Here is a 25350-nt window from a genome sequence, read left to right as displayed (position 1 = left end):
GGTTCCTCCCGCAGTACCCTTGGAGTACCCTTCCCCCCAACTTCGAAGGACGGCCAGCACCTGTGCAGCTTCCGGCAACAACTGACACTCCCCCCATTAAGATGAGCTTCGACGTCAGCGGACTTCTCGAAGGCGGGATAATCATCCTGGCCGCCATGATTGTCTGGCTCATCGCGCGTTTCCTGATTTCCAAGGTGGTGGCGCGCGCCCAGAAGGGGTCTGCACTGCTGCGGACCCAGGGGCTGCGCTGGGCCCAACCGGTAATGCGGAATCTGGACAACAAGCGCCGTGCCCAGCGGGCGGACACCATCGGTGCCCTGCTGCGCAGCTCCGTCACCGTCGCCATCTGGACCGTCGCGGTCATCATGGTCCTGGATGCTGTGGGCATCAACATTGCTCCGCTGTTGGCCAGCGTGGGTATTGTCGGCATCGCCCTTGGTTTCGGTGCCCGGGAAGTCATCCGGGATGCCCTTGCCGGATTGTTCATCACCATGGAAGACCAGTACGGCATCGGGGACGTAATCGAGGTCGGTGACACCACCGGGACGGTTCAGTCGGTCGGCATCCGCATCACCCGTCTGGTGGATGAGCGCGGCGTTATCTGGTACATCCGCAACGGAGAGTTCGCCAAAGTGGGCAACCGTTCCCAGGGCCAATTTGTCCCGCCCGCCGATGAACCCGGGGCCGCAGCCGGTTCCGCAGCATTACAGGAAGAAGAGCGTAAATGACTGATCAGCCCCGTCCCGCTTCACTGCCGCTCACGGCGTCGAATCCCGGTACCGGTTTCACCGCGCCCGCCTACAACTTCTATGAGGCAGTCGGCGGCCACGAGACGTTCGTGAAGCTCGTTGACGTCTTTTACGACGGCGTCGCAGACGACCCGCTGATGCGGCCGATGTATCCCGAGGAGGACCTTGGGCCTGCGAAGGAACGGCTCCTGATGTTCCTCGAACAGTACTGGGGCGGGCCAAAGACCTATGGCGAGCTGCGCGGCCATCCGCGTCTGCGGATGCGCCACATGCCCTTCCAGGTTACCCCCGCAGCCCGCGACGCCTGGCTGCGCCACATGCGCACCGCCGTCGACTCCCTGGACCTGGCGCCCCTGCATGAAGCCACGCTCTGGGACTATCTGGAGCGCGCAGCCCATTCAATGGTCAACTCCGCCTAGAACAGGACGGAAGGCGGGCGCACCAGTACATGGCCCGTGCTGGTGCTAAGCCGCAGCCACCGTCCGTTACTGAACAGCGACGCCGTTCCGGACTTTGGCAGGAAACCCAGTGTGAGCGCCGCGAAGGCTGCCCCTGCCGGAAGCTCTGCTGCCAGTCCGGCGATCGGCTCGCTCCAGATCGGCACGCGCACATTGTTGACCATCGCCGCTCCCGGGTTTCCCGGGATCCGGGCAGCAACTTCCTTGATGCCCCGATGGGCCGCCTGCTCCAGCAGGGAAACTTCCACCTCTGCTTCATGCTGCCACCCCGCACGCGGAGCAGCGATTCCAGCCCAGCTCTCCGAAACCGTCATGGGCGGAACTGGAAGCTCTGTGTCTCCGGAGTCCAGCCGCGCCAGCCGGTCGGCCACGGCCGAGAGCTGGACCGTGGTGTCGAGCTCAGCAGGAACCCCCAGCGGCATTGCACGCATCCCGATCACCGTGGGCATGGCCTCACCCAGAACCCTCGGCCTCAGTACACACACATAGGCCGCCAGCACTTCCCCGACCGCCTGCAGGCGCACCGCTCCGTCGTCGGCGCTGCGGGCCCGGGACACGAAGTTCCTGAGGTCGGCTGTGACCTGCGGGTCTGCCAGCCGAAGACTCTGCGCCTGCGTCACTTTGCTGCTCCGGCAGCTTCCCGGCGGAAGGGAACCCGTCCGCCTGCCCAGCTGCCGAGGATGGCGCGCTGCCGATCGGTCAGCTGCTCCGGACGGCCGGATTCACGCCCCACCATCACCATCGCAGCTTCTGCCACGGCGTATACCGTTCCCGCATCCTCGTCCATGATGCGGAAACCGTATGAGAAGCTCGACCCGCCGAGTGCACTTACCCAGATTTCAATCCAGACCGGGTCCTGGCGGTAGGTAAGCGGCGTCAGATACTCGATCTCCTGCCGGGCGACCACGGTGCTTCCCGCCTGCCTCGTCACCGAGCGGAACGTCTCTGCCTCAGCGGCGGACTCCTGGCTGCCGGCCGGCTCCAGCGGCAGCAGTGAGAGCCTTACGCGGGCTTCCTCCAGGAACTGCACGTAGCGGACGTTGTTGACGTGGCCGTTTGAATCCTCGTCGCCGAAGCGCAGCTGGATGGGAAAGCGATGGATAGGCATGCTGTCCATCTTCTCAGGAGTCTGCCGCGGCGTCGAAAACGCGTCCGGCGGAGAACAGCCGGCGCAGCAGCCCCACTGCTTCCTGCCGGCGGCCGGTGGAGCCGGACGGTGTCCCGGCCAGCACAAATGTTGGGTGTTACCTGCGGATACGTCTAATCTCGAAACAGGCCCTCCGTGACGTATTCTGCGGCGGGCTTGATGAACACCGCCCGCTAGGAGACACACCCACATGGCACCAGCCGAAGACTTTGATCCGACCGCAGCACTGATCGACCTCCTGGATCTCAGCGATGCCGGCGGGGCGAAGACCGACGAGGATATTTTCGTCGGCGGGTCGCAGCACGAGCCGCGCAAGCGTGTCTTCGGCGGGCAGGTACTCGGCCAGTCGCTGGTGGCGGCGGCGCGCACAGTGCCCGGGGACCGGCATATGCACTCAATGCACGGGTACTTCCTGCGTCCCGGAGACACTGAAGTGCCGATTACTTTCGGTGTGGAGCGGCTGCGCGACGGCCGCTCGTTTTCCGCGCGCCGCACGCACGCCTATCAAAACGGTGTGCCGATCCTGTCCCTGATTGCGTCTTTCCAAATTCCCGATGAAGGTCTGGACCACCAGGAGCCAATGCCCGAAGGCATCCCGGATCCTGAGTCGCTTCCCACCACCGCCGATCTTTTGGCTCAGTTCAACCACCCCGTAGCCAAGGCCTGGTCTTATTACCGGCCCATGGATATCCGGCATGTGTCCCAGCCTGTTTACTTCGAAGCTGATCCGGAACGGACGGCACGCAATGCCGTTTGGATGAAGACATTCGGGCCCATGCCGGATGACCAGAACCTGCACCGGGCTGCTTTGGCCTATGCCACTGACTACACCATCCTGGAACCGGTGCTGCGGCGGCACGGCATCTCCTGGGCGTCCCGGGGAATGTCCGTGGCAAGCCTGGACCATGCCATGTGGTGGCACCGGCCGCTGCGCGTGGACGAATGGCTTCTCTACGTGCAGGAATCCCCGAGTGCCTCAGGAGCCCGGGGCCTCTCCACCGGACGGATCTTCAACCGCGATGGCCAGCTGGTGGCAACCATCGCGCAGGAAGGCATGCTGCGCCTGCCGGATTATCCTGCCTCGCAGTAGTTTCCCTGGCCGGACATACAAAAGCGCCCTGCCGGCTGGCAGGGCGCTTTTGTATTTGTTCGAATGGCGGTGACTAGTCGCGCGTCAGCCGGCGGTGCGTAACGCGGTGCGGCTTGGCAGCGTCCGGGCCGAGCCGTTCAATCTTGTTCTGCTCGTAGGACTCGAAGTTGCCCTCGAACCAGTACCAGTCAGCGGGGTTCTCGTCAGTGCCTTCCCACGCCAGGATGTGCGTGGCAACGCGGTCCAGGAACCAGCGGTCGTGGGAGACCACAACGGCACAGCCGGGGAACTCGAGCAGGGCGTTCTCCAGGCTGGAGAGCGTTTCGACGTCAAGGTCGTTAGTCGGCTCATCGAGCAGCAGCAGGTTTCCGCCCTGCTTAAGGGTCATCGCCAGGTTCAGCCGGTTGCGCTCACCGCCGGAAAGCACACCCGCCTTCTTCTGCTGGTCCGGTCCCTTGAATCCGAACGCGGACACGTAGGCGCGGGAAGGCATTTCAACCTGCCCCACCTGGATGAAGTCGTGTCCTTCGGATACAACCTCCCACAGCGTCTTGTTGGGATCGATGCCGCCACGGGACTGGTCAACGTAGGAGATCTTGACGGACTCGCCGATCTTCAGGTCGCCGCCGTCCAGCGGTTCAAGTCCAACGATGGTCTTGAACAGTGTGGACTTGCCGACGCCGTTCGGCCCGATGACGCCGACGATGCCGTTGCGGGGCAGCGAGAAGGACAGCCCGTCGATCAGCTTGCGGTCACCGAAGCCCTTCTGCAGGTCCTTGGCTTCCAAAACCAGGGAACCAAGGCGCGGTCCCGGCGGAATCTGGATTTCTTCGAAGTCAAGCTTCCGTGTGCGCTCGGCTTCGGCTGCCATTTCCTCGTAGCGGGCCAGACGTGCCTTCGACTTGGTCTGGCGGCCCTTGGCGTTGGAACGGACCCAGTCCAGTTCGTCTGCCAGGCGCTTGGCCAGCTTCTGGTCCTTTTTGCCCTGGACTTCAAGGCGGGCACGCTTCTTCTCGAGGTAGGTCGAGTAGTTGCCTTCGTACGGGTAGAGGTGTCCGCGGTCGACCTCTGCGATCCACTCGGCAACGTGGTCGAGGAAGTAGCGGTCGTGGGTCACGGCCAGGACAGCGCCATGGTACGAGGAGAGGTGCTGTTCCAGCCACAGGACGCTCTCGGCGTCGAGGTGGTTAGTGGGCTCATCGAGCAGCAGGAGATCCGGCTTCTGCAGCAGGAGCTTGCAGAGCGCGACACGGCGCCGCTCACCACCGGAGAGTACGGTGACATCCGAGTCCGGCGGCGGGCACCGCAGTGCGTCCATCGCCTGTTCGAGCTGGGAATCAATGTCCCATGCATCAGCGGCGTCGATGGCTTCCTGCAGCTTGCCCATCTCTTCGAGCAGCGAGTCGAAGTCAGCGTCCGGCTGGGCCATCTCTTCGGAGATCTCGTTAAAGCGCTGGATCTTCGAGTAGATTTCCCCGACGCCTTCCTGGACGTTGCCCAGGACAGTCTTCTCTTCGTTCAGGGGCGGTTCCTGCAGGAGGATACCCACGGTGTAGCCGGGGCTGAGCCTGGCTTCGCCGTTGGACGGGGTGTCCAGGCCCGCCATGATCTTCAGGATGGTGGACTTACCCGCACCGTTCGGCCCAACCACGCCGATCTTGGCGCCGGGATAGAAGGACATACTTACGTCGTCGAGGATAACCTTGTCGCCAACGGCCTTTCGGGCCTTGGTCATTGTGTAGATAAATTCCGCCATGCTCTCAGGCTAGTGGGTTGAAGCCACTAAGTGCCATTTGCGGCACTCGCGCCAGAGGCCATTCGCCCCGGGGAGGGAGCGTTCTAGCGGTCATCTCCCAGAAGGCAGTCACCGTTGGACAACACCGGAATGGTGGTGATGCTCAGGCTCCCGCCGCGGATCTCGCCGACGATGCAGTCGCTGCCTTCCGGCGCGGCAGAGACGATCGAGTCCACACCGAGGCCAGTCGGCGTGCCGTCCTGGGAAACCTCCACCGCATCCGGGCTGAAACCGGCACTGACATAGGCCTCCCGCACCGCTTCACGCGACGGGGAAGGACTGGCGGCCAGCAGCTCGGTCAGTGCGGCTTCAACCGCCTGGACTTGCGCCGACAGCTCAGGGGCGGCTTCGGCGGGAGCAGGACTGCCCTCCGTGGCTGCTGACGAGGATTCTGATGCGGACGGAACCGCCGGCTGCGGGGCAGGACTGCAGCCGGAGAGTGCCAGCGCCAGAACGGCCGGGACGGCAGCCGCGGCGCCAATCCGGAAACGGAACCTGTTGACCTGCTTGGCTGCCTTCACCCTGACATTCTGCCACGCAGCTGCCCAGTCAGTAGGCGGCGGGCTCGGGTTCGGCGTCGTGAGGCAGGCTCTGCGTCTCAAACCCCGCCAGGTTATCCAGGCCGCCCGTAGAGTCCGTTTCCCCGCCGGAGCCGAGCAGTTCCCCCGTTACCGGATCAACGTCCCCCTCAAATGCGTTGCCGCCCTGCGTCTCCCCGTCCTCCCCTGCAGCCGCAGTGCGCAGGGACGCCTTCTCGCCGATGTTCCGCCGGAAGTTGGCGGTGCCCCACATGAGGTCGTGCCCCACGGCGTCGGCATCGATATCCACCGAGGTCCCGCTGCGGCCGCCGTCGGTTGCCCACTGCCGCACGCGCAGCCTGCCGGTTACGATCACCCGGTCTCCCTTGTGGATGCTCACCCCGGCGTTTGTGGCGAGCTGGCGGAACATCGAGACCGAGTACCAGTTCGTATGGCCGTCCACCCACAACCCGGAATCACGGTCGAACCGCCGTTCGGTGGTGCACATCCTGAATCCGGCGATGGCCAGTCCGCTGTCCGCCGTTGTCGTCCGGACCTCCGTCGCAACGTAGCCCCGGAGGGTAATGGTGTCAGTCATCAATCTGCCCTTCTCCTGCGGTTCAGTGCCGGCGGTTGGCCGGTCCAGCCAGTCTGGCCGGTATCGCGTATGCGAAAACCGCGCCGGTCAGCCATGTGGATGATTCGAAGTCATCGGTTGGCATACGCGGGGGTGTGGAGGGGAAGTGCCTGCGGAAGGATCGGAAGCGGAAAAGGGTGAAACCTCCAGCGCACTGCAGGGCTCTGGAGGCTTCAGGGATGGTGCCCCCGGCGCGACTCGAACGCGCAACCTACGGATTAGAAGGCCGTTGCTCTATCCATTGAGCTACGGGGGCAGACCAAACGATGATACTACGCACCCGGACAGGTCCCCGGCAGCGAAACGGCTGGCAGCGTGCCATACGGAGGCACGCGCGGGCGTGGAAAAGTTTTCGAAAAACTTTTCATACTTCTGCATCCAAACCCGCCGCCCCACCGGTAAAGGAGGTGTAGGCCACAAAGGAGCCGGGCAACACGGCCGGCAAAACACATTAGGAGAAGCCATGCGCAGGACCACCACAATTTTTGCAGCAGCCGGCCTGGCAGCCGCAGCAGGCCTGGCAGCCGCACCCGCAGCCTCGGCAGCAGATGAGGCCCAGCTCTCAGTTTTCCACGCCGTCCCGGACACCACCGTGGATGTCTACGTCAATGGTGAGCTGACCCTTGATGACTTCACGCCCGGCAGTATGGCCGGGCCGCTGTCCCTGCCCGCAGGCAGCTACGAACTCGCCATTACCGCTCCGGATGCAGCTGACGCTTCCGCTCCGATCATCGGTCCGGTAACCGCAGACCTCACCGCCGGCGGCAACTTCACGGCGGTGGCAAACCTTGCCGAGGACGGCACCCCGACCGCCAACCTCTACACCAATGACATGTCCACCATCGAGGCCGGGAAGGCGCACCTCACGGTTCGCCACGTGGCCGCCGCTCCCGCTGTAGATGTGCTCGCCAACGGCACACCGGTGATCACGAACCTGGCGAATCCCGATGAGAAGACACTTCCCGTGGACGCCGGAACCATCTCGGCCTCCGTGGCGGCAGCAGGCACGACTGAGCCTGTCATTGGCCCGGCCGATCTGACCCTGCCTGAAGGTGTCCACACCATCGTCTACGCATGGGGCTCCCTGGAAGACGGCAACCTCGCCCTCGCAACCCAGACCGTCGAAGGCATGGAAAGCGCGCCCAACGCAGTGCCGGGTGCCCTGCCCGCAGCCCAGGACAACTCCGGCGTCATGCTTGCCGCCGCCGGTGGCCTGACGCTGATGGCACTGGCCGGCACCGCAGTGGTGGCCCGCCGCCGCAGCACCGTGGACGCAACCTCCGCGGAGTAGTCCGCGGGCGTGCAGCGCCCTCCAATCCGAAGGTGCAGTGCAGCCGGCGTGACGGCTGCACTGCACCTTCTCCCATATCACGAAGTTCCCCGATAACCACCCTGAAAGGCTCCTTACATGCACCACCCCGGAAGCTCCCGCCGATACCTCGCTGCAGCCTGGCTGACCGCCGGAGCTCTGGCGCTGGGAGCGTGCGCCGGCGGGCCTGCAGCACAGGAACCGGCAGCCAGCTCCGCTTCGCCGCAGACTCAGCAGTCCGCGCCATCATCCCCCACTGCGTCATCTCCCGCAGCAGGCATTCCAATCCGGCAGGCTTCCCCCGAAGCGGAGGAAGCCATCCCCGCCCCGGTCCGGGTCCAGGTGGAAGGTACGGGCATCGACCTGGAGGTAGTGCCGGTCGGAGTGGAGGACAACGGCGCAATGACCATTCCCGACAACCACGTCCAGGCCGGGTGGTACCGCTACGGACCGGCACCAGGTGCCGACGCCGGGTCTTCGGTCCTGGCCGCACATGTGGACTCACAAACGGAGGTGCTGCCCATCGCCGGCCTGAAGGACGTAGCACCAGGAACCAAAGTCACTGTGACAAGGGAAGACGGCTCCACCGTCGTGTACCGGACACAGCAGGTAGAGAACATCGCCAAGCGATCCCTTGACGGACACCGCCTCTTCGACCGGACGGGGGATCATCTGCTGAAGCTGGTCACCTGCGGCGGCCAGTGGCTCGACACGGAGAACGACTATGAAGATAACGTTGTGCTCACGGCAACACCGGTATCATAGGGAAAATCCGCACGCGGGCTACCCCCCGCGCCGCACGTCAGCAGGCCAACGGCAGGAGTACTCCCCCGATGTCATCCGGTGCCCCCGAGCGGGACGACGGCCTCGACCAGGCTTTCGCCGCAGGTGAGGAGGCAGCCCTTGCCGAGGCATACCGCCGCTTCGCTCCGCTGGTCCGGACGATGTCGCTGCGGCGCCTCATAGATCCCGGGGCTGCAGACGACGCCGTGCAGGAAGTTTTTATCCGTGCCTGGCGGTACCGCGAGACCTATTCGCCGGAGCGTTCAACCCTCGCAGCATGGCTGGTGGGCATCGCTCGGAACGTTGCTTCAACAATGACCTCGTCCCGGATCCGTGAGGAAGACGTCCTCGAAGGCGCCGCCGCACGAAGCGAGCGGGACGAAACACGGGGACCTGACCAGGAAGGCGTGGCAGACAAAGTGGTTCTGGATGCGGAGCTCACCCGCCTGGGCGAACCTCAGCATTCGATTCTCCGCCTGGCCTTCCATGAGGACATGACCCACCAGCAGATATCGGAACAGCTGAGCCTGCCGCTGGGAACGGTCAAGAGCCACATCCGCCGGGGACTTATTCAACTGAGGCAAAGATTGGAGGTAAGCGATGCAGCACCTGCACGATGATGCATTGGCTCTCCTGGCCCTCGGTGAGGAACCTGCCGCCGAAGAATCGGCGCACCTTGAGTCATGTGAACAGTGCCGCAGTGAAATCAGTGCCTATGGCCGGGTTGTACGGGCCGGCCGCAGCAGCGCTCCGGAGGGGTCAGTTCCTCCCCCCGCGGTCTGGGCCGGGATCCATCAAGCACTCAACCTTGACCCTGCGCTGCGACGCGATCCGCTGGAAAACGCACGGGGACAGGAACCGGCTGCGGGCGCGGGTCCGAGGGCCTCTTCCACTGATACGTCGCAGCCCGTTTCCCTCGCAGATGAACGGCGCCGCCGCCGCAGCGGAGCAAAATGGCTCGCCGCGGCAGCCGCAGCAGCCGTTGTCGCGGGAGCAGCGACCTGGGGTGTTGTGCGCAATTTGGAGCCCGCACCGGAGGTCATTGCTTCGGTTCCGCTGGCTCCCCTGCCCTCCTACAGCGACGAGGGTACCGCCACCGTGGACCTCCTGCCCGACGGCGAACGCGAACTCGTCATCACCTCCAGCAGTGCCGATGCAGAGGGCTACCGGGAAGTCTGGCTGATCTCACCGGATATCACGTCCATGGTGAGCCTCGGCGAGATGGACGGCACCGAGGCGCGCCTGAGAATCCCGGACGGGTTAGACCTCAGCGCTTACCCAATCGTGGATATTTCCGACGAACCACACGACGGCAACCCCGAGCACTCAGGAAATTCGATCCTGAGGGGTCAGCTGGACCTTTGACCTGGGCTGTCAGCTTCTGGGACAGGATCACGTCCGGATTCAGCCGCACCGGTGGCCTGGAGGCAGACCCCTGGCTGCTGGTGGCTGTTACGGCTGCCGCGGTGCTGCTGGCGGTGCCCCGGCAAACATGGCGGTGGTTTGGACTTTTCGTCACGTTTGTCCACGAACTCGGACATGCCTTCGCCGCACTGCTGGTCGGCCATCGAATTTCAGGCATTGAACTGCGGTTCGACCACTCGGGGCAGATGAAAAGCCTCGGGCGTGGCGGGTTCGGCGCCCTCTGGGCCGGGTTCTGGGGCTATCCCGTTCCGGCCCTGACTGGCTTGGTGCTTATTTGGGCAGCCCAGACCGGCTGGGCGTCTGCCGCCCTCTCAGGGGGTGTACTTGTCCTGGCGGCAGCGCTGGTGTTCATCCGGAATCTACAGGGGGCGGCGATAGCAGGCGGCTGCGCAGTAACAGCGGTGCTGCTGCTCTGGTTTGTTCCGGCCACCTTTGCGGCCTCCGTCGTTGCTTCCCTTGGAATCGCCCTGCTGGTCGGTGCTGTCCGGGACTGGCTCAACGTGGTCACCGTCCACACCCGGCGCCGCAGATCGCTGCAGTCTTCGGATGCCTGGATCCTGGCCCAGCGCTCGGGCGTGCCGTCTGTCGTGTGGCTCGGGCTGTTCGCCGGGGTGATAGGTGCATGCACTGCCACTGCGTTCCGGTTGCTCGCTCCGGCATTTTCCCTGCCGGGCTGGCTGGCAGGCTAGCGGGAGCCGGCTTCCTGTCCGCCGACAGGCTGCTCCGTCCCGGAACCATCCTGTTCCGCCGTATTCTGTGGGAAGGACACCCGCAGCTCAACGCGGTGCTGCCCGTCTTCGGTCTGGGAGAAGATCGCCGCGCCGGAGATTCCCGTGAGTCCTCCGGTTCCCGAGCCCGGAATGATGTGGCCGGACGACGCCGTAGCCTCCCCTTCCGCGAGGCCCCAGTGCTGTATCACCATGGTCCCCTCACGTCCTTCAACGCTGCCTGCGAAGACCTCGCTGCCGACGTAGCCGGCCCCTGTTGCGTTGCCGGCCAGGAGGAGGTCGGAAATGCTCGTGCCCGTGACGGGACCTTCGAAGATCTTGACCGCACGAACGGTGGAGAGCTCGCTGTTGGTCCCCTCCACTACATAAGGGGTCGGCTCCCAGGAGGAAACTTCAAAATCGGCAGTGATCGAGTGCTCTGTTCCGTCGGCCATGCCACCAGTATTCCGTGTTCGGCCTCCGATTGCATGCCGGAGTTGCGCCACAGGTACCCTTATCGCTGGGGTGCGGCGGCCTGCGCATCCAGAATCCGCTGTTAAGGAGTACTACCTCGCATGTCGTCCTCACCGGTTGCTGCCGAGCCCCGCTACATGCAAACAAAGGCTCTGTGGCTGGCCTTCGCCGGCGTTCACCTGCTTTTTTTCGGACTCCTCTCACCCCTGATTTTCACCGGCGAGGTTCTCAGCGATATCCAGTTCTACCGTCAGTGGGCCTTCGAAGGAATCCGGGACGGAGCGTGGCAGGGCATCAGCAGTGACTGGGTCTACCCGATCGGCGCGCTGGTGCCCATGCTGCTGGCATCCGCATTCGGCTACGGCGCCTACCAGTTCGCCTGGTTCCTGATCTTCACGGCTTTGAATGCTGCAGGCTTTGCCGTCCTGACGGCCCCGCGAACCCGCCAGCGCTGCGTCGCCGCCTACTGGTGGCTCGGCATCACCGCCCTGCTCGGGCCGGTCGCCGTCGGCCGCATTGACGGACTCACCGTCCCGCTGGTGATCATGGGTCTGCTCCTGCTTGCATCCCGCCCGGTGGTTGCTTCCCTGCTGCTCTCCGCTGCCACGTGGATGAAGGTTTGGCCGGCGGCAGTAATCCTTGCGGTCCTCGCAGTTTCAAAGCGCCGCCTGACCATGCTCATCACCGGTGCGGCACTTTCCGCAGTTATTGCCGCAGTCGTGACCGCCGCCGGAGGCCTTCGGCACCTGCTGAGCTTCGTCGGAGCGCAGGGAGACCGAGGCATGCAGCTGGAAGCCCCGTTCACCACTCCCGGCCTGTGGCAGGCAATCCTGGGACGTTCAGATGCGCACATCTTTGAAGACACCGTGATTAATACGCGCGAGGTCCGCGGTGCCCTGGGCGAGCCGGTGGCGGCCCTCATGACGCCGCTCCTTGCACTGGCCGCCGTCGCCGTCGTGGCCCTGCTGATTTGGGCCTTGCGCCGGGGCGCGGACACCGGTGCCCTGCTGGCCACCGGCTCCCTGGCCCTCGTTGCAGCCTTCATCGTGTTCAACAAGGTCGGCTCGCCGCAGTTTATGCTCTGGCTTGGCGCTGTGGTTGCCGTTGGCATTGCCTGGGAAGGGCGCGCCTGGCGGCTGCCCGCGGCCATGATGATAGCCGTGGCGGCCCTCACGACCCTGGTCTACCCAATGTTCTACGAGGCCCTTTATGACGACCTGAACATCGGGGTCGCACTGCTGCTGACCGTGCGCAACCTGCTGCTCATGGCCCTCTTCGTCTGGGCGGTCGGCAAGATCGTGGGTCTGGCCCGGGCAGGTGCCCTCAGCGAATCCGCAGTTCGCCCGGGACAGGTTCCGTAAGCTTCTTGCGGAAGAGCACCTTGGTCTTGGGGTCAAGGAAAATCAGGTAGAGGGCGAACGCGACGGCGGTAACCGCGGCAATCTGCCGCGCTGCACTGAGGCTGAACTCGAAGTACGGCCAGATGTCCAGCTGGTCGCTGATCGCGTAAACCATAAAGAAGGACACGAACAGGTACAGCGTCTTGACCTGCCAGTCGTTGCGGATGCCGGTGACTGCGAAGAGCGGGATCAGCCACACCACGTACCAGGACTGGATCATGGGCGCCAGCATGACGATCGCGGCGAAGGCCAGTGCCAGCCGGCGAACAAGCCGGGAGTAGTCCCCCACGAACATCAGCCAGGCAACGACTGCGAGGGACGCCAGCCGCCCAATAGTGTGCACGAAGTCCGCGAAGGACCAGCCGGGCAACCCCAGCGAATTTCCCAGGGTCGCCACGATAAGTCCAAGGAAGCCAACAGGGGCGTACCAGATCCACACGCTTCCCGGAGTGCTCAGAGCGCCGACCCAGCCAAATCCGAGTCCGTTGACGACGCCGAGAATGGCGAGGAACCCGAGGGATATCCCTGCCGTGAGGAACCAGAACAGGAACTTGCGCGGCCAGGAAGCACCCTTGCCTGCCCACATAAGACCGATGAACGGCAGGAAGATCAGCGTGATGGGCTTGATCCCCACGGACAGCGTGACCAGCAGGATTCCCAGTACACCGCGCTTGGTTGCAGCATAGTAGAGTCCCGCGAGGGCCAGCCCGATCATCAGCGCGTCGTTGTGGATGCTGGCAATGAAGTTGGTCAGGAAGAGCGGGTTGGCTGCAGTGAGCCAGAGCGCCCGGTTGGGATTGATCCCGTGAAGTTCGGCCAGCTTGGGCACGTAGTAAACGCACATTGCCACGCCGATCAGCGCGATCAGCCGGAACAGCAGGATTGAAAACTCGGTCTGGCCGCCCGTAATCCGAACCACGATCTCTTCGAGCCAGAGGAAGATCGGGCCGTAGGGCGTGGGGCTTTGTGCCCAAAGATCATCAGCACCCAGCTGCAGGTAGTTTGAAATCTGGGAATAGCCGTCCTTGTACGGGTTCAGCCCGCTCACCATGACCAGGCCCTGCGCAATGTAAGCGAAGACATCTCGGCTGAAGAGCGGAAGGGTCAGGCACATAGGTCCGCCCCAGGCCAGGATCGCCTTGAGCACATACGGCCTGGAATGCGGCCCCCAGTCCCCGATCCGCTGACCGAAGCGCAGCCAGGAGCGCACAAGGAGCATCCCGCCCAGGGCGAGCAGCAGAACTGAAATGACCGCACCCGCGGGTTCAAAACGCAGCCACATGATGAATTCGACACGGCGGAGTTCGAAAGAGGAAAGAGAGAGCCATCCCACGCCGAGCGAACCGGCCAGCATCATCACCGAACCGATGAAACCCTGGATGATCGCGACGTTCGGATGGTCGGTTTTCGTGCTCTCCGATTCGGGAGACGAAGGCTCGGTCGCAGGGACCTGGGCGGTCATCGTGGGTCGTTCCAATCTTTGGTTCGTGCGGCGGTCCCAACGAACCGGCGCCGGGCACATAGGCATGCGCCCGGATGAGCGCGCGCAATGCCTGCACCCGCAATCGAAATCCGCGCGCAGCTCTCCGGCGGCGGATCCACAACGGCGGCTTCGTCAGTAGGCCAAATATTAGCATCGAGACATGGACACGCTCCGGGACGCCGCGGCGTGCTGCACCGGCACTGCGTTGCGGCTCACATAGACTGGTCCGGTTGGGTCGGACAAGGCAAGGCGGTATGGGCTGTGGGGCGCCACCGGGCAGAACCAGAAGTCAGGCGGCGCGAAGAACGCGCCGCGAAGCAGGCAGGACGTGCGCAGCGCAATCCGGAGCTGCTGGGCTGGGGTGTTTTCCTGACCGGCATCACCGCGCTTTGCCTCCTCTGGGCCGGGATACCCGTTTCATTTACAGCCGGTACCTCCGGACTCCTCCTGACGGCCTTTGTCAGCGCCTGGTATGCCTCCCGCAGTGCAGCGCCGGAAGCAGCGGTCGCCTCCCCGGCTCCGTCCTCGGAGCCCGCGGCAGAAGCTGGCGGCACACACCGCCTCCTTCCGGATCCTCAGCCGGACACGAACGCGAAACAACATGCCGAAGTCCCGCCCATTCCGCTGGCACCAGACGCCGCACAGGAATTCCTTACCGGACGCCGGACTGAGTCCGCTGTCCCCGGAAGCCGCTGGACCCGCACTTTTGGCCCGCCTGAAACCGGTTCGCTCCCGGTGCAGCCATACGTTCCTGCCCTCCGTGCATCGGTTCAGACTGCGGATCCGGATCGCCAGGACCGCCGCCAGCGCAGCCACTCCAAGCTCTGAACCGGCGGCGCCCGACCGGTGAGGGGTACATTTGTCTCGTGCCAATAACTAACGAACGCATTGTCTGGATCGACTGCGAAATGACCGGACTGGATATCAGCGCTGATGCCCTCATTGAGGTCGCAGTGCTGGTGACAGACTCCGAATTGAACATCCTCGGTGACGGCGTCGACGTCGTCATCAAGCCCGAAGACGCCGCACTGGAACAGATGGGCGACTTCGTCCGCCAGATGCACACCACTTCCAAGCTCCTTGATGAACTGCCCGGCGGCATGACGCTGGCAGAAGCCGAAGCAGAGGTGATCGAGTACATCACCAAGTGGGTTCCCGAACCGAAGAAGGCCCAGCTGGCCGGCAATTCAGTGGGGACAGACCGGATGTTCCTGGCTCGCGACATGCCTGAAGTCATTGACTACCTGCACTACCGGATCATCGACGTTTCAACCATCAAGGAACTCGCACGGCGCTGGTACCCCCGTGCGTACTTCCAGGCACCGGCCAAGAACGGCGGCCACCGTGCGCTGGGTGATATCCAGGACTCAATCAACGAGCTGCGCTACTACCGTGCCGCCATCTTTGTACCCGCCCCCGGACCCGATTCCGCCGAGGCAAAAAAGATCGCAGCCCGGATCAGCAGCCCAGCCTCGGACAGTTAGCTGCATCACATTTGGGGGCCTAAGGCACCAGAGTGTCAGAAGCACTCCAAAAACCGTGTAAGCTTGTATCCGCTGCCTCAGATAAATGAGTTCGCGAAGACCACTCGCCTGGACTTCGCAAACAAATAATCTGAGTGCACATGGTGGGTATAGCTCAGTTGGCAGAGCGCCTGGTTGTGGTCCAGGAGGTCGCGGGTTCAACCCCCGTTACTCACCCGGAAGAGGCTGGTTAACAGCTTCAAGGAAGGCCGCCTCGGATTTGTCCGGGGCGGCCTTTTACGTGTCCCCGCGAAACGCCGGCAGGAAAGAACCTAGGCAAGAACAAGGAGGCGGCGCGTTGGAACGCACGCTTTTCGAAGAAGACCACGAACTGTTCCGCGACCTGGCACGCGAGTTCAACAGCCGTGAAGTTGCTCCGGGGTACCCCACCTGGGAAACCGAGCACATGATGCCGCGCCGTCTCTGGAAGGCCGCCGGAGAACAAGGGCTGCTGGGCCTGGCCGTCCCCGAAGAGTTCGGTGGTGCAGGCATGCCCGACTACCGGTACCGCGTTGTCCTGGACGAGGAGTTCGCCCGCGCAAACCACCTTGCAGTGGGGCTCGCGTTCCATCTCCATGACGATATGGTCCTCCCCCACCTGCTCGCCTACGGGTCAGCTGAGCTAAAGGAACGCTGGCTGCCGCAGATGGTCAGCGGGGACAAAGTAACCTCCGTGGCCTGGACTGAGCCCGGGGCCGGCAGCGACCTGCGCGGCATCCGTACCAGGGCGGTCCGCAGCGCTGACGGGAACTGGATCCTTAACGGCCAGAAGACATTCATCGGCAACGGCATCAGCGGCGACGCAGCACTGGTACTTGCACGGACCGACGGCGGCACCGGACGAGGCGGACCAAAGTCCTTCAGCATGTTCATGGTGGAGAAAACCGCGGGCTACACCACCGGCCGCCAGCTGGACAAAATGGGACTCAAGGCCTCGGACACCGCCGAACTGTACTTCGACGATGTGCTGGTGCCGGAGGTGAATCTCGTGGGCGAGGAGGGCCGTGGGCTCGAATATGCCGCCGGACAACTGCCACAGGGCCGCCTGGCTATTGCCGTTGCGTCCTCTGCTGTGGCACGGACCGTCTATGAGGCCACCGCAGCCTATACAGCAGAGCGCGGCGCATTCGGAGCGAGGATCAGCGACTTCCAGAACACGCGTTTCGCACTGGCGGACATCCTCACGGAAGTTGAAGTCACCGAATCCTACGTTGATTCTGCGGTGCAGGCCTTCAACTCCGGGGCACTGGACGCGGTCTCCGCCGCCAAGGTGAAACTTTGGGCGAGCGAACGGGCCAAGTCAGTAACCGACCGGTGCCTGCAGCTGCACGGCGGCTACGGTTACATCATGGAGTACCCCGTGGCACAGGCTTTCCTGGCTGCCCGTCTGCTGACCATCTTTGGCGGGACCTCTGAAATCATGCGTGAAGTAATAGGCCGCAGCATTACCCGGCCCGCCACCCAGGAAGGAAAGCAGAACCCATGACCGTCCGCCCAATCGTTATATACGGTGAGCCCGTACTGCACCGCCGTGCCGCTGAGGTAACCGCATTCGACGGTTCGCTGCGCACCCTGGTGGCAGATATGTACGAAACGATGGACGTCGCCAACGGAGTGGGGCTTGCCGCTCCCCAGGTTGGTGTGAGCCTGCGCATCTTTACCTTCGACTTTGCCAACGACGACGACGCGCCGGACCGCGGCGTCGTCGTCAATCCTGTGCTGCTGACCACCAAGGTTCCCGGGTCTGCGCCGGATCCGGATGAAGACACCGAGGGCTGCCTTTCAGTTCCCGGCGAGAACTTCCCGCTGACCCGCGCGGACTGGGCACGGGTATCCGGTTTCGACGAGAACGGTGTTCCGGTGCAGTTCGAGGCAACCGGCTGGTTTGCCCGCGTGCTCCAGCACGAATACGACCATTTGGACGGGAAACTCTACGTGGACCGGCTGAACGACCGGTGGGGCCGCAAGGCACGCAAAACACTCAAGTCCAACGGCTGGAACGTTCCGGGACTGAGCTGGATGCCGGGTGTGGACCCGGATCCGTTCGGCCACTAGGAACGCCGGTCCAAAAAAAAGTGCCCCGCCCGGGTTTCCGGGGCGGGGCACTTTTTCGCTGCTGCCGGCTGGCTAGAGGCTGGCGACCAGTTCTTCAGCGCGCGGGAAGGCGGGCGGATTCACGTGCGCCATTTCTTCCAGCACCCGGATGACCTGGCAGCTGTAGCCGTACTCGTTGTCGTACCAGACATAGAGAATGGCGTTCCTGCCGTTGGAAATCGTTGCCAGGCCGTCAACAATACCGGCGCGCTTGGAGCCGACGAAGTCCGTGGAAACAACTTCCGGAGAATCGATGTAGTCGATCTGCTTGTGCAGCTCGGAGTTCAGCGAGGTCTCGCGGAGGAAGGTGTTCAGCTCTTCCTTGGTGGTCTCAGTTTCAAGGTTCACGTTCAGGATGGCCATTGAAACATCGGGGGTGGGAACACGGATCGCGTTGCCGCTGAGCTTTCCGGCCAGTTCGGGAAGTGCCTTGGCAACGGCCTTTGCAGCACCGGTCTCGGTGATGACCATGTTCAGCGCAGCGGAGCGCCCGCGGCGGTCGCCCTTGTGGAAGTTGTCGATCAGGTTCTGGTCGTTGGTGAAGGAGTGGACGGTCTCCACGTGTCCGTTCACAATGCCGAACTTGTCATTGAGGACCTTCAGCACCGGCGTGATGGCATTCGTGGTGCAGGACGCTGCCGAGAGGATCTTGTCCTCATCCGTGATGGCCTGGTGGTTGATGCCGTGCACGATGTTCTTCAGGTCGCCCTTGCCCGGAGCAGTCAGCAGGACGCGCGAAGCGCCCTTCGCCTGCAGATGCTGGGCCAGCCCGTCCTTATCGCGCCAGCGGCCGGTGTTATCCACGACGATCGCGTCATGGATGCCGTAAGCCGTGTAGTCGACGGTGCTCGGATCGTTGGAGTAGATCACCTGGATCAGCGTGCCGTTGGCGAGGATGGTGTTGTTCTCCTCATCCACGGTGATGGTGCCGGGGAACGCACCGTGGACGGAGTCGCGCCGCAGCAGGCTCGCCCGCTTCACGAGGTCGTTTTCTGCACCCTTGCGGACCACGATGGCCCGAAGCCGCAGTCCGTGGCCGCCGCCTTCGTGGTCAATGAGGATACGCGCCAGGAGGCGGCCGATCCGGCCGAAACCGTACAGGACCACATCCGTGCTGGTGCGCTCGTCTGCACCGTGCTTGCCGGCGACGTCGGCCAGTTCGGCACGCAGGAAGTCCACCAGGGGTGCGCCGTTGCCTTCACGCTGGTACTTGGCGTTCATGCGGGCCACGTCTACGGACGCTGCACCAAGTTCGAGTTCGGTAAGGGCCTGGAGAATCGGCAGGGTCTCGGCGACCGGGAGCTCAACGTCGTCAATCTGCCGGGCGAAACGGTGCGCCTTCAAGATGTCGATGACGGAGCGGTTGACCAGCGGACGGCCGTGAACCGAGGTGACCACACTGTTCTCCCGGTAGAGCCGGCCAATGAGCGGGATCATGGCTTCTGCCATCGCTTCCCTGTCCATCCACGCATCCAGGCAGGTATCGGACTTCTGGCTCACAGATCTTCACATCCTTTGTCTCAGCCGGCACTGCTTTGTGACCGGTTGGTAAGTCCCCCGGCGCCAGCCGGAGCAAGCCCGCAGAGGGGCTGGGTCTTGTGATCCGCGCAGACGGTACGCCGACGGACCACTTACAAGTGTATTAGGCCACAAAGACAGCTTCGCACGGGGCTGGGAGATGTTCGTCACAGCCCGCCGGCGGGTTTCGGCCGTGCCGGCTAAGCCGCGCGCTCAGGCTCGGGTGCGGCAGGTTCGAGGTCTTCCAGGTGCTGTACGCCTTTGAGCGGACCCATCGACGCCACCACCGGCGCCAGGACTGCGATGGCAATCCCGAGGATTATCCCGCCTCGAACGCCAACCGTGGTGGCCAGTACACCGGCTACCAGGGACGCAACAGCCAGCATTCCCCAGCTGACCATGCGGGTCGCAGAGCCCAGGCGCCCCATCATCTCCGGCGGACAGACCCGCTGGCGGAAACTGGTGGAGACGACGATGTTCATGGAAATGGCCAGTCCCGTCAGGAACATACCGAAGAAACCGGGCAGCATCCCCCACCCGGGAGTCATCAGCAGAAGTGTGCAGTACCCCAGTGCAGCCGGGAACATTGAATACCGCCACACGACTCCGGACCCGAACCGGTCGGCGAGGCGCTTGACGGTGAGCCCGCCCACGGTGCCCCCTACTGCGGTGGCCGCCATCAGGAAACCCAGCCAGGTGCCGTTTTCGCCAAGCGTCCGTACCACCAGGAGAACAATCAGGGACACAACGATGTTGCCGCCGAGATTCCAGAGCGCAGCCACCAGGAGCAGGACACGCAGCGGCGTGGTGCTTAGTGTGTAGCGGAGCCCTGAATTCATTTCCCGCCAGATGTGGGGCTTTTCGCTGCTCACCGGGAGTGTCTCCTGGACCTTCAAACCCAGGATGGCAACAAATGAGGCGATTGAGGCGACAACCTGCACGAGCAGCGAGTTGGAAGCACCAACTGCCTGCGTCATCCAGCCGCCCAGTCCCCGGCCAACTGCGTCTGCCGATGCGCCGGATCCGGTCATCAGACCATTGCCTTCGACCAGTTCATCCTTGGAGACGGCCCGTGGAATCAGTGCTGCTTCCGCGAGCGTGAAGTAGACCGCAGCGAGTCCTGCGAGGAATGAGACCACAAAAAGCTGCGCCGTGGTCAGGACACCGAGCCAATACGCCACTGGAAGGGTTGCCAGCAGCACGACCCGGGCCACCAGCGAAACCAGAATGACGGGTCGGCGCCTGCGGCGGTCCACTACGACGCCGACCGGCAGCCCGAACAGAAGCCAGGGGAGAAAAACCATTCCAGAGAGGGCAGCAACGGCGAAGTCGCTCGCACCGAGCTCAACAGCTGCAATGACCGGCAGCACCACTGCCGTCACCGAGCCACCCAGGATGCCCATGGTCGACGATACCCAAAGCGCCCGGAAGTTGGCGTTGCGCAGCACGAGGTGCCTGCGGGGTGCGGAGAGCGTGACCATCGACACAGAATAGCCGAGGTTCATGCAGACACATGACGCACCGTACCGGTAAAACTAAGTCACCCTAAATTCCCTCAGAACGTTTAGGTGTGCTTGTATCTGCCGACTCGGGTGTACATAATGCACGGTCGGTTTCCGGCATGGTGACCATACGGGTGAAGTGGGACGGGCTGGCCGATAAGCCGGGTTTTGTACCTGCGCTCCGTTGCCGGAACAGCAGGTGGCAATCATCCATCTGGGGGAACCGTTGCCGGGTCCCTCTAGCGGCCTACCCGGATGCTCGGGCGGGCAGCCCTCAAACGCATCCTGTATGGCCTTGCTCCGGGTGGGGTTTACCTAGCTGCCCCGGTCACCCGGGGCACTGGTGGTCTCTTACACCACCGTTTCACCCTTACCCACACGAGTGCGGGCGGTCTTTTCTCTGTGGCACTGGCCTGCGGGTTTCCCCGAGTGGGCGTTACCCACCACCCTGCCCTTCGGAGCCCGGACTTTCCTCGGCAGGTCCGGTCCGAAAACCGTCCTGACGCGATTGCCTGGCCAACCCGTCCCGCGGTCAATCCTACCTGCCGCCGGACCTTAGGATTAATTGGTGCTGATCCTCCTGCCGCCCTCCGAGGGCAAAACACGCCCCCAGTCCGGTCCCGCCCTGAATCCGGACCTGCTGCGTTTTCCCGAACTGGCCGCTGCCCGCAAGGAAGTGCTCTCGGCCCTGATGGACGCGAGTGCCGCACAGGACGCACACACGGTGCTGGGCGTGGGCGCGTCCCTGGCTTCCGAAGTCCAGCGGAACACTGTCCTGGAAGGCGAGCCCTGCGCTCCGGCCCATCAGGTCTACTCCGGCGTCCTGTATGACGCGCTTGGCTACGATTCGCTGACGCCCGGCCAGCAGGCCGCCGCGGATGAAGCAGTCGTTGTCATTTCGGCCCTCTGGGGGGCAATCGGCTTCGGAGATGCCATCCCGGCCTACCGGTTGTCGATGGGTACCAAGCTCCCGGGCATAGGCCGCCTGGCTGCGTTCTGGAAAGCAGCGCTCACGGAACCGTTGAACAGGCACGCCGAAGAACAGCTTGTTGTTGACTGCCGCTCCAGCACCTATGCCGCAGCGTGGCAGCCGGCGCCGGAGCGGACCGCTGCAGTGAACGTCTTCCAGGTACGGAACGGCCAGCGCAAGGTGGTCTCCCACTTTGCCAAGCACACGCGCGGGGAACTTGCCCGGCACCTGCTTGCCCGGGATTCAAAGGCGCCGGCAACCGCGGAGGAACTGCTGGCCGCCGCGGCGGAAAAGTGGGAAGCTGAGCTCCTCGCGCCCGCGGGGCGCAAGCCGTACCAGCTGAACCTGATCCTGCCCGGGGAGCATTAGGCAGGAGAGCAGTTCCTAGCTGCGGTCGGCCACCAGCTCCACTTCGAAACCGTCCGCGTTCTCAAGGTACGCCGCGTAGTGCCCGGCTCCCCCTGCGTGCGGGTGCTTGTCCGCGAACAGCAGGGACCATCCGTGGCTCGCTGCGCGGCGTGCCAGCAGGTCGACGTCGGCAGGAGAACCGGCGCCGAAAGCCAGATGGTTCATGCCCGGCCGGGTCCGTTCGTGGCGCTCCCCTGCGACGTCGGTGCCGGCTTCGATGACAATGTAGCCTGCGGCGCCCATCCAGCTGGCTCCGGAGGACCAGGAGTCCCTGCGGACATACCCCAGCCGTTCAAGGAGCCAGCCAAGGCTCGCTTCGGCCCGGGGGAAGTCCGGCACCCAAATCTCCAGGTGGTGCAGCCGACCGGTGGGAACAGGATCAGCGGGTGCAGCCGCGGCGGCCTTTCCGTTTTCCTCTGTATCAGTGCCGGAAGCACCAGGCAGGACCCGGCCCTTCCACGGCACGCCGGCAATTCCGGCATCCATGGCTTCATTGGAGAGACGGTCTGCATCCTTGTTGATTTCCCGCGGAATCCACTGGTACTTCACGCGCCGCGGGTTGACCACTGACCGGGCCTTCGCCGCGAGCCGCTGCATGTCCTCGTGCTTGATCTTCCAGCGGCCGCTCATCTGCTCAACAACGAGCTTGGAGTCCATCTTCGCCAGGATCCACGCGTCAGGGTCAATCTCATGTGCCAGTTCCAGCGCAGCAATAAGCCCGGAGTACTCGGCCACGTTGTTGGAGACGATGCCCAGGTACTCCGCCTTTTCCATCAGGATGGCATTGGTCTCCGGATCCCGGACCAACGCGCCGTAGCCGGCGTGGCCGGGATTACCGCGGGACCCGCCGTCGGCTTCAACTATCAGGACGCGCCGGGAAGGCGCGGGTGAGGCATGGACTTCAGAGTCCGAGGGGTCGAACAGGGTCACCGCTTAGCTGCCCCATTCCGAGGAACGGACCAGGATGCACCCGGAGTCCGGGCAGAACACAATGTCGTCGTCCGCGGCCTTCCGGATATCCGCAAGGTCACCGGGGCTCAGCTGCATGCCTGAACCCTCGGATGTTCCGTGGAAGAGACGGGCAGCACCAATACCGTGGCGGGCCAGGGTCCGTTCGTAGACAGCCAGCAGGTCTGGAGCGAAACGGCCTGCGAGTTCGGTGCGCTGCCGCATGGTTTCGGCGCGTTCGGCTTCGATTTCGGCCAGCTCGGCGTCACGCTTGGCTTCCAGCTCAGCCATTTCGGTCTCAGCGGATGCTGCTTCTGCCCGGCGCTCGGCTTCGACTCCGCGAACAGATTCAAGCCGCTCCATGACTTCGAGCTCGGTGTCTTCAAGGTCGGACCGTCGGCGGGTAAGTGACTCAATTTCGCTCTGCAGGGCCGTCAGTTCCTTGGACCCGCCGGCTCCGCTGTCCAAATGCTTCCGGTCCCGCTCCAGGCGGGACGTGACGGATGCGACGTCGGCCTCGGCGCGGGCAAGTTCGCGCTCGATGTCGGCACTTTGGGTGGCTGCTGCGCCCAGCGCGGAGCGTGCCGCCGCTGCCTTGGCTGCCAGGGCCTTGAGATCGGGATTCTCCCGAACGCTGCGTGCCCGGGAATCCAGCTGCCTCATCTTGGAATCCAACGCCTGCAGGTCGAGCAGCCGGAGCTGCTCTGCCGATGATGCTTTTGCCACCAAATACCTCCACATAATCCGCTTGCCTGACTGGTGCGGCCCTCCTAGCCTATGCCACCGGCGGGCAGGCGTGGCTAGCCCGGCGTCAGCACAAAGTCCCACGGATCGGTGTTGCGGGAACTGACCCTTATCTCGACGTCGAATCCCTGGTCCGCCAGCACGTTCCCAAGGGCACCGGCAGCGGGGGTCAGCCACAGCCACTCACTCCCGAAATGGGAAACATCAATGAGGTACGGGCGGCCGTTCACCGCCGCTTCCCTGGCCTCGGAAGCAGGATGGTGCCGAAGGTCCGCAGTGACATATACATCGGCCTGCTGTGCCCGGACGGCGTCGAACAGGCTGTCCCCTGCCCCGCCGCAGACGGCGACCCGCCGAATGAGCCCCTGCGGGTCCCCTGCCGCGCGCACCCCGCCCGCGACGGCAGGCATGATGCTGAACACAAGTTCCGCAAATTCCCCCAGCGTGGTGACGTCGGGCAGGTTGCCCACCCTGCCGATGCCTTCCTCCGGCAGCCCGTTGGCGGCAGGTACCAAGGGAACGGTCTCCTGCAGGCCGAAAGCATCGGCCAGTACGTCGGAGACTCCCCCAACCGCGCTGTCGCCGTTGGTATGCGCCGTGACCAGTGCACAGCCGCCCTCGATGAGGCGGTGCACGGCGTCGCCCTTGAAACCTGTTCCGGCCACGGAATGGACGGCCTTGAGCAGCAGCGGGTGATGCGTGATGAGCAGGTCTGCGCCCCATTCAAGGGCTTCGTCGATGACCTCGTGGGTGGGGTCGACCGCGAACAGGATCCGCTCCACCGTCCGCTCGGGCCTGCCAACCACCAGCCCAACTGCGTCCCAGTCCTCGGCAAGGGATTCAGGCCAAAGTTCCTCTACCGCCAGGAGCACGTCACCGAGACTTGGCTGTGTGCGTGAGTCCGGTGACGGCCCGCCCTCTTCAGGTAGCTCGTCGCTGCTTCCCTCGGGTTCGCCGTTGCGTGGGGTTTCCATAGGTATAAGTTCTACCGCACACGCCGCGCCGCCGGGGCGGAGAACACGGCAGCGGTCTTTCCCCGGGCACAACCAATGGCGGAATGACGGGTGTGGAAGGGAATCTTTGGCCCCCTGGGACGCTTATACGTAAGCATGAAGACCTATGTCCTTGGCGGAGGCTGCTTTTGGTGCCTTGACGCCATTTACCAGAAAACCCGCGGCGTGCAGAGCGTCGTCTCCGGATACACCGGCGGTTTTACTGCCCATCCGGACTACGAGAGCGTGTGCTCCGGCACCACCGGACACGCGGAAGTCGTTGAGGTGACCTTCGATGAGAAGGTTATTCCGGCGGAAGTCATCCTGGACATGTTCTTCATCTCCCACGATCCGACTACCCTGAACCGCCAGGGCTACGACGTGGGCACCCAGTACCGCTCCTCGATGTTCTACCGCACCGAGGAAGAGCGGGAAGAGATGGAGAAGGCGCGCCAGCGTGCCCAGGCCCTGTGGAGCGACCCGATCGTGACGGAAATTACCCGGCTGCCCGTTTTCCACCGGGCTGAGGAGTACCACCAGGACTTTTACGCCAAGCATCCGGAGCAGGGCTACTGCCAGGTAATCATCAATCCGAAGCTGGCGAAGGCCAGGAAATATTACGCCGAATGGCTTGACAACTGAGCCTTTGAATGGGCAGGGATACGCTTGAAGCAAC

27 protein-coding genes, 2 tRNA genes and 1 other RNA gene are annotated in these 25350 nt (G+C 63.8%); 16 read left to right on the top strand and 14 right to left on the bottom strand.

Annotated features, from left to right (window positions below):
* The first annotated feature begins 101 nt into the window (after positions 1 to 101).
* Both AO716_RS10830 and AO716_RS10825 read left to right on the top strand, forming a co-directional pair.
* Positions 102 to 728 carry a mechanosensitive ion channel family protein gene (locus AO716_RS10830; RefSeq protein ID WP_055242161.1) on the top strand — a complete coding sequence of 209 codons (627 nt, stop codon included), beginning with the start codon at positions 102 to 104 and terminating at the stop codon, positions 726 to 728.
* Complete coding sequence (locus AO716_RS10825; protein ID WP_055240862.1) at positions 725 to 1168, top strand: globin; 444 nt, start codon at positions 725 to 727, stop codon at positions 1166 to 1168. Before AO716_RS10830 ends, AO716_RS10825 begins: the two co-directional genes overlap by 4 nt.
* On the opposite strand, the gene AO716_RS10820 is transcribed toward AO716_RS10825, so the two are convergent.
* Complete coding sequence (locus AO716_RS10820) at positions 1165 to 1827, bottom strand: hypothetical protein (protein ID WP_055240861.1); 663 nt, start codon at positions 1825 to 1827, stop codon at positions 1165 to 1167. The genes AO716_RS10825 and AO716_RS10820 overlap by 4 nt on opposite strands.
* Entirely contained in the window at positions 1824 to 2315 is a 492-nt protein-coding gene (locus AO716_RS10815) for an acyl-CoA thioesterase (protein ID WP_055242159.1), read from the bottom strand. Before AO716_RS10815 ends, AO716_RS10820 begins: the two co-directional genes overlap by 4 nt.
* A gap of 229 nt (positions 2316 to 2544) precedes the next feature.
* On the opposite strand from AO716_RS10815, the gene AO716_RS10810 reads away from it, so the two are divergent.
* Positions 2545 to 3444 carry an acyl-CoA thioesterase gene (locus AO716_RS10810; RefSeq protein WP_055240860.1) on the top strand — a complete coding sequence of 300 codons (900 nt, stop codon included), beginning with the start codon at positions 2545 to 2547 and terminating at the stop codon, positions 3442 to 3444.
* 73 nt (positions 3445 to 3517) lie between these two features.
* Here the strand turns inward: AO716_RS10810 and ettA are convergent, their stop codons facing one another.
* The 4 genes from ettA to AO716_RS10790 all read right to left on the bottom strand — a co-directional run bounded on the left by ettA (position 3518) and on the right by AO716_RS10790 (position 6650).
* Entirely contained in the window at positions 3518 to 5200 is a 1683-nt protein-coding gene (gene ettA / locus AO716_RS10805) for an energy-dependent translational throttle protein EttA (protein WP_055240859.1), read from the bottom strand.
* A gap of 83 nt (positions 5201 to 5283) precedes the next feature.
* Complete coding sequence (locus AO716_RS10800) at positions 5284 to 5760, bottom strand: DUF6993 domain-containing protein (protein ID WP_055240858.1); 477 nt, start codon at positions 5758 to 5760, stop codon at positions 5284 to 5286.
* A 28-nt stretch (positions 5761 to 5788) separates the two neighbouring features.
* The gene (locus tag AO716_RS10795) at positions 5789 to 6355 is read right to left on the bottom strand and encodes a single-stranded DNA-binding protein (protein WP_055240857.1); all 567 of its coding nucleotides are present in this window, start codon (positions 6353 to 6355) and stop codon (positions 5789 to 5791) included.
* Between the two features lie 219 nt (positions 6356 to 6574).
* Positions 6575 to 6650 (bottom strand) — tRNA-Arg (locus AO716_RS10790).
* A 207-nt stretch (positions 6651 to 6857) separates the two neighbouring features.
* Between AO716_RS10790 and AO716_RS10785 the strand changes: the two genes are divergently transcribed.
* The 5 genes from AO716_RS10785 (at position 6858) to AO716_RS10765 (ending at position 10600) form a co-directional block, all read left to right on the top strand.
* The gene (locus AO716_RS10785) at positions 6858 to 7685 is read left to right on the top strand and encodes a DUF4397 domain-containing protein (RefSeq protein WP_055240856.1); all 828 of its coding nucleotides are present in this window, start codon (positions 6858 to 6860) and stop codon (positions 7683 to 7685) included.
* Between the two features lie 117 nt (positions 7686 to 7802).
* Positions 7803 to 8468 carry a class F sortase gene (locus AO716_RS10780; protein WP_154579574.1) on the top strand — a complete coding sequence of 222 codons (666 nt, stop codon included), beginning with the start codon at positions 7803 to 7805 and terminating at the stop codon, positions 8466 to 8468.
* Between the two features lie 68 nt (positions 8469 to 8536).
* Positions 8537 to 9106, top strand: a complete 570-nt coding sequence (locus tag AO716_RS10775) for an RNA polymerase sigma factor (protein WP_055240855.1) — start codon at positions 8537 to 8539, stop codon at positions 9104 to 9106.
* On the top strand, positions 9087 to 9851 hold the full coding sequence (locus AO716_RS10770) for an anti-sigma factor (RefSeq protein WP_055240854.1): 765 nt from the start codon (positions 9087 to 9089) through the stop codon (positions 9849 to 9851). Before AO716_RS10775 ends, AO716_RS10770 begins: the two co-directional genes overlap by 20 nt.
* Positions 9848 to 10600 (top strand): M50 family metallopeptidase, encoded by a 753-nt coding sequence (locus AO716_RS10765; protein WP_055240853.1) that lies wholly within the window; start codon positions 9848 to 9850, stop codon positions 10598 to 10600. The genes AO716_RS10770 and AO716_RS10765 overlap by 4 nt, the downstream gene beginning before the upstream one ends.
* Here the strand turns inward: AO716_RS10765 and AO716_RS10760 are convergent.
* A complete protein-coding gene (locus tag AO716_RS10760) occupies positions 10597 to 11073 on the bottom strand; it encodes a DUF3224 domain-containing protein (RefSeq protein ID WP_082413497.1) in 477 nt (158 codons plus the stop codon). The two genes, AO716_RS10765 and AO716_RS10760, sit on opposite strands and share 4 nt — an antisense overlap.
* Positions 11074 to 11193: 120 nt before the next feature.
* Here AO716_RS10760 and AO716_RS10755 point away from each other — a divergent pair, with 120 nt between their 5' ends.
* The gene (locus AO716_RS10755; protein ID WP_055240852.1) at positions 11194 to 12453 is read left to right on the top strand and encodes a glycosyltransferase 87 family protein; all 1260 of its coding nucleotides are present in this window, start codon (positions 11194 to 11196) and stop codon (positions 12451 to 12453) included.
* Here AO716_RS10755 and mptB read toward each other — a convergent pair.
* A complete protein-coding gene (mptB, locus tag AO716_RS10750; RefSeq protein ID WP_154579578.1) occupies positions 12416 to 13954 on the bottom strand; it encodes a polyprenol phosphomannose-dependent alpha 1,6 mannosyltransferase MptB in 1539 nt (512 codons plus the stop codon). The two genes, AO716_RS10755 and mptB, sit on opposite strands and share 38 nt — an antisense overlap.
* A 282-nt stretch (positions 13955 to 14236) precedes the next feature.
* On the opposite strand from mptB, the gene AO716_RS10745 reads away from it, so the two are divergent.
* The 5 genes from AO716_RS10745 (at position 14237) to AO716_RS10725 (ending at position 17553) form a co-directional block, all read left to right on the top strand.
* Positions 14237 to 14803, top strand: coding sequence for a hypothetical protein (locus tag AO716_RS10745; RefSeq protein ID WP_055240851.1), 567 nt, complete (start codon positions 14237 to 14239; stop codon positions 14801 to 14803).
* A gap of 38 nt (positions 14804 to 14841) precedes the next feature.
* The gene (gene orn, locus AO716_RS10740) at positions 14842 to 15459 is read left to right on the top strand and encodes an oligoribonuclease (RefSeq protein ID WP_082413496.1); all 618 of its coding nucleotides are present in this window, start codon (positions 14842 to 14844) and stop codon (positions 15457 to 15459) included.
* A 143-nt stretch (positions 15460 to 15602) separates the two neighbouring features.
* A tRNA-His gene (locus AO716_RS10735) sits at positions 15603 to 15675 on the top strand.
* Positions 15676 to 15796: 121 nt separating this feature from the next.
* Positions 15797 to 16984, top strand: coding sequence for an acyl-CoA dehydrogenase family protein (locus tag AO716_RS10730; RefSeq protein WP_055240849.1), 1188 nt, complete (start codon positions 15797 to 15799; stop codon positions 16982 to 16984).
* Complete coding sequence (locus AO716_RS10725; RefSeq protein ID WP_055240848.1) at positions 16981 to 17553, top strand: peptide deformylase; 573 nt, start codon at positions 16981 to 16983, stop codon at positions 17551 to 17553. Before AO716_RS10730 ends, AO716_RS10725 begins: the two co-directional genes overlap by 4 nt.
* Positions 17554 to 17625: 72 nt before the next feature.
* Here AO716_RS10725 and AO716_RS10720 read toward each other — a convergent pair whose 3' ends face one another.
* The 3 genes from AO716_RS10720 to rnpB form a co-directional block, all read right to left on the bottom strand.
* On the bottom strand, positions 17626 to 19092 hold the full coding sequence (locus tag AO716_RS10720) for a glyceraldehyde-3-phosphate dehydrogenase (RefSeq protein WP_055240847.1): 1467 nt from the start codon (positions 19090 to 19092) through the stop codon (positions 17626 to 17628).
* Between the two features lie 218 nt (positions 19093 to 19310).
* Positions 19311 to 20591: an MFS transporter gene (locus tag AO716_RS10715; RefSeq protein WP_055240846.1), complete on the bottom strand. Its 1281-nt coding sequence runs from the start codon at positions 20589 to 20591 to the stop codon at positions 19311 to 19313.
* Between the two features lie 162 nt (positions 20592 to 20753).
* Positions 20754 to 21136: RNase P RNA component class A (rnpB, locus tag AO716_RS14530), an RNA gene on the bottom strand.
* Positions 21137 to 21180: 44 nt separating this feature from the next.
* Here rnpB and AO716_RS10710 point away from each other — a divergent pair.
* On the top strand, positions 21181 to 21951 hold the full coding sequence (locus AO716_RS10710; RefSeq protein WP_055240845.1) for a YaaA family protein: 771 nt from the start codon (positions 21181 to 21183) through the stop codon (positions 21949 to 21951).
* A gap of 15 nt (positions 21952 to 21966) precedes the next feature.
* On the opposite strand, the gene AO716_RS10705 is transcribed toward AO716_RS10710, so the two are convergent.
* The 3 genes from AO716_RS10705 to AO716_RS10695 form a co-directional block, all read right to left on the bottom strand.
* Positions 21967 to 22920: a reverse transcriptase-like protein gene (locus AO716_RS10705; RefSeq protein WP_235472062.1), complete on the bottom strand. Its 954-nt coding sequence runs from the start codon at positions 22918 to 22920 to the stop codon at positions 21967 to 21969.
* Positions 22921 to 22923: 3 nt separating this feature from the next.
* Positions 22924 to 23664, bottom strand: a complete 741-nt coding sequence (locus tag AO716_RS10700) for a zinc ribbon domain-containing protein (RefSeq protein ID WP_055240844.1) — start codon at positions 23662 to 23664, stop codon at positions 22924 to 22926.
* A gap of 74 nt (positions 23665 to 23738) precedes the next feature.
* A complete protein-coding gene (locus tag AO716_RS10695) occupies positions 23739 to 24656 on the bottom strand; it encodes a Nif3-like dinuclear metal center hexameric protein (RefSeq protein WP_055240843.1) in 918 nt (305 codons plus the stop codon).
* 135 nt (positions 24657 to 24791) lie between these two features.
* Between AO716_RS10695 and msrA the strand changes: the two genes are divergently transcribed.
* The gene (gene msrA, locus AO716_RS10690) at positions 24792 to 25316 is read left to right on the top strand and encodes a peptide-methionine (S)-S-oxide reductase MsrA (RefSeq protein ID WP_055240842.1); all 525 of its coding nucleotides are present in this window, start codon (positions 24792 to 24794) and stop codon (positions 25314 to 25316) included.
* Positions 25317 to 25350 lie beyond the last annotated feature (34 nt).

It is taken from the genome of Arthrobacter sp. Edens01 (genome assembly GCF_001307035.1).
Classification (GTDB): Bacteria; Actinomycetota; Actinomycetes; order Actinomycetales; family Micrococcaceae; genus Arthrobacter_B.
The sequence above is the reverse complement of the archived record's forward strand: the minus strand, read 5'-3'. Positions and strand labels throughout refer to the sequence as shown.